The 2685-nt window shown below is 69.2% G+C and carries 2 protein-coding genes and 1 pseudogene; 2 read left to right on the top strand and 1 reads right to left on the bottom strand.

The window, feature by feature from the left end; genetic code table 11:
• Positions 1 to 576: pseudogene (locus tag ABC977_RS17995) on the top strand (cobyrinic acid a,c-diamide synthase); the annotation flags it as partial.
• 174 nt (positions 577 to 750) lie between these two features.
• Positions 751 to 1950, top strand: coding sequence for a toxic anion resistance protein (locus ABC977_RS17990; protein WP_369668651.1), 1200 nt, complete (start codon positions 751 to 753; stop codon positions 1948 to 1950).
• A 40-nt stretch (positions 1951 to 1990) separates the two neighbouring features.
• Here ABC977_RS17990 and ABC977_RS17985 read toward each other — a convergent pair.
• The coding region (locus tag ABC977_RS17985) for a vWA domain-containing protein (protein WP_369668650.1) at positions 1991 to 2685 on the bottom strand (695 nt) is incomplete at its 5' end.

Here is a 2685-nt window from a genome sequence, read left to right as displayed (position 1 = left end):
GGCGCGATCGCCGAGCTCGATCCGGCGCGCCCACCGACGGCCAGCGACGAGGTCATCCAGGCCCTGTGGCAGATGAAACGGCGCCTGCTCGCGGCCGACCGCGCCGATCTCGCGGTCCAGACCGACCGGCTCTATACACGCTATCTGCTCGTCGATGAGGTCCTGCGCGACAAGTTCGACGAGGGCGAACTGACCTTCGAACGGGCCCGGGCGTTGGTCGGCGAGGTCAGTCGCGCGGCCATCGACGACCTCGACACGATGGCCTCCGTGGTCCGGGGCGTTGCCGGTGTCGATGCCGCCTTCGTGCAGCGACGCTTGCAGCAGGACAGGGAGCGAATGACGGCCGACGAGGTCCAGGCCCTGACCCGCCGGCTCGAACTGATCGAGACGACCGAAGACCGCGTGCGGGAACTGAGCGCCCGCACCGAGGCGGCGATCACCGCCCTCGACGACACCGCGGTCGCCGTCTCCGCAGTTCGCACCGATCGGCCCCGAGCCTCGGTCGCTGCCGATCAGGCCCTGGCCGACCTGCGGCGCTTCGTCGACCGGGCGCACCAGTACGGTCACAAGGATTGAATCCGGTCGCGGATGATCAGGCCACCGATCAGGCGGCCGGTCCCGAATCGTTCAAGCCCCGTCGGTTTTCGATCAGGATCGGCGCGCGCCGGGATACCCGGCCGCGGATGAACCGGGGCCCAGTTGGCCGCTGCACACCGACATCATACGAACGCCACCCGCGAGGATCACGCGATGAGTCCGTCCCACCCCGAAACGCCGTCCAGTTCATTCATGAGTCTATCCCTACCACCGGCCGACGAGATCGAGGCACGCGTCAAACGTGAATCCGACCCGGACACCGAACTCCAGGATCCGGCCCTGGTGGCGCTGGCCGACCGGTTTCTCGCCGAACTCTCGGCCACGACGACGGGCGAACGGATCGATCATCGTCATCGCCAGGCCGTCGACGAGATGGGTCTGGCCGTGCAGCGCCAGGCAGCCCACCGCAGCAAGATGCTCGAGGCCCCGATCCGCCAACTCGCGCACGAGGGCGACGAAGGTGGTCCGGTGGCCCGCTCGCTCGTCGACCTGCGCACCCGGATGCAGGAGCTCGATCCGCAGCGCCACAATCTGAGCCGGGACGGGCTGTCCCGAATCCTTGGCCTGATCCCGGGTGTCGGCACGCCGCTGCAACGCTACTTCCACCGATTCGAGACGGCCCAGGGGGCGCTCGATGCGATCCTCAAGGATCTCGAGGCCGGCAAGGACCGGCTGTATCGCGACAATGTGAGCCTCGGCGACGACCAGGCCTCGCTCCGCGAGAGCCTCGATCAATTGCGCCGCCAGATCGCGCTCGGCCGCCTCATCGACGCGCGCCTCGCCGAACGGGCCGCCGGCCTGGCGCCGGAGGCCCCCGAACGGCGCCTGCTCGAGGAGGAACTCCTGTTCCCATTGCGCCAGCGGGTCGTGGATCTGCAACAGCAGTTGGCCGTCAGCCAACAGGGGATCCTGGCCCTCGAGGTCGTGATCCGCAACAACCGCGAACTGATGCGCGGTGTGGATCGGGCCATCAATGTCACGGTCTCGGCCTTGAACGTCGCGGTCACGGTGGCCCTGGCGCTGGCGAATCAGCGCCTGGTGCTCGATCATGTCGAAGCCCTGAACACGACCACCTCGGACCTGATCGCCGGCACCTCGCGCGCGTTGCGCACCCAGGGTGTCGAGATCCAGAATCGCGCCGCCTCGACCGTGCTCGACATGGAGCAGTTGGAACAGGCCTTCGCCGACGTCATCGGCGCGATCGACGAGGTCGCCCGCTACCGCCGCGAGGCCCTGCCCCGCCTCGACGCCCAGATCGACCGCCTCGAGGAGCTGTCGCGACAAGGCGAGGAAGCGATCCAACGCATGGATCAGGGCAACGCGACCGAGATCGCGCGGGCCGTCGAGCGGTGACGCTGGTCGGAACCGCCCCGGCCGCGCCGACCCAATCCCGTTAGTCCAGACGCACCAAGGTACCGAACAGCGGTTGCGGGTCCGGGACCGAGGCCGGGACGGCCCAGATCACCGGCCACCGGGGGCGAACGTTCGCGGGGCCCTGGAGATCCGTCAACACGAGCACGAGATCCGGGCGCAGCGCATCGGCGGCCTCGAGCAGGGGCGTGAAGTCGGTCCCACCGCCGCCTTGGAAGAGTAGCTCGCGCAGCCGGGTTCGACCGGGCACGAAGTGTTCGATCCGGCTGACTTTCCGATCGCCGATCAGGATCGCAAGCCGCGCCTCGAGGCGACGGGTGATCGCCTCGACCTCGCGGGCGAAACGCCCGAGCAGTGAATCGTCGATCGAACCGGATACATCGACGATGATGACCAGGCGCGGCACCGCGCGGCTCGTCGTGGTGCCAGGTTCCCACGGCAGCCGTCGGCCGGGGCCGGCGCGCCCGCGGTTGGCGACATAGGAGCGGGCCGGGCGCGACCAGGACAGATCGACGCGGCGCGCCAAGGCGCGGCGCATCCGGGTGCGCAGGATCGCCTCCCAGGGGATCCGCGCCCTGGGCCGGTCGGCGATCAAGGCGCGCAGCAGCGATTGCTCGCCATCGCTCGCGTGGGCGCGCAGGATCCGCTCGCTCCAGTCACGCATCTGCTCGGCCTCGCGGGCGATGTCGTCGGTCTGATCGGACGGCCACAGATCGC

This window comes from Thioalkalicoccus limnaeus (genome assembly GCF_041197575.1).
GTDB lineage: Bacteria > Pseudomonadota > Gammaproteobacteria > Chromatiales > Chromatiaceae > Thioalkalicoccus > Thioalkalicoccus limnaeus.
Note: the sequence above shows the minus strand (reverse complement) of the source record. Positions and strands in the feature narration are given on the sequence as shown.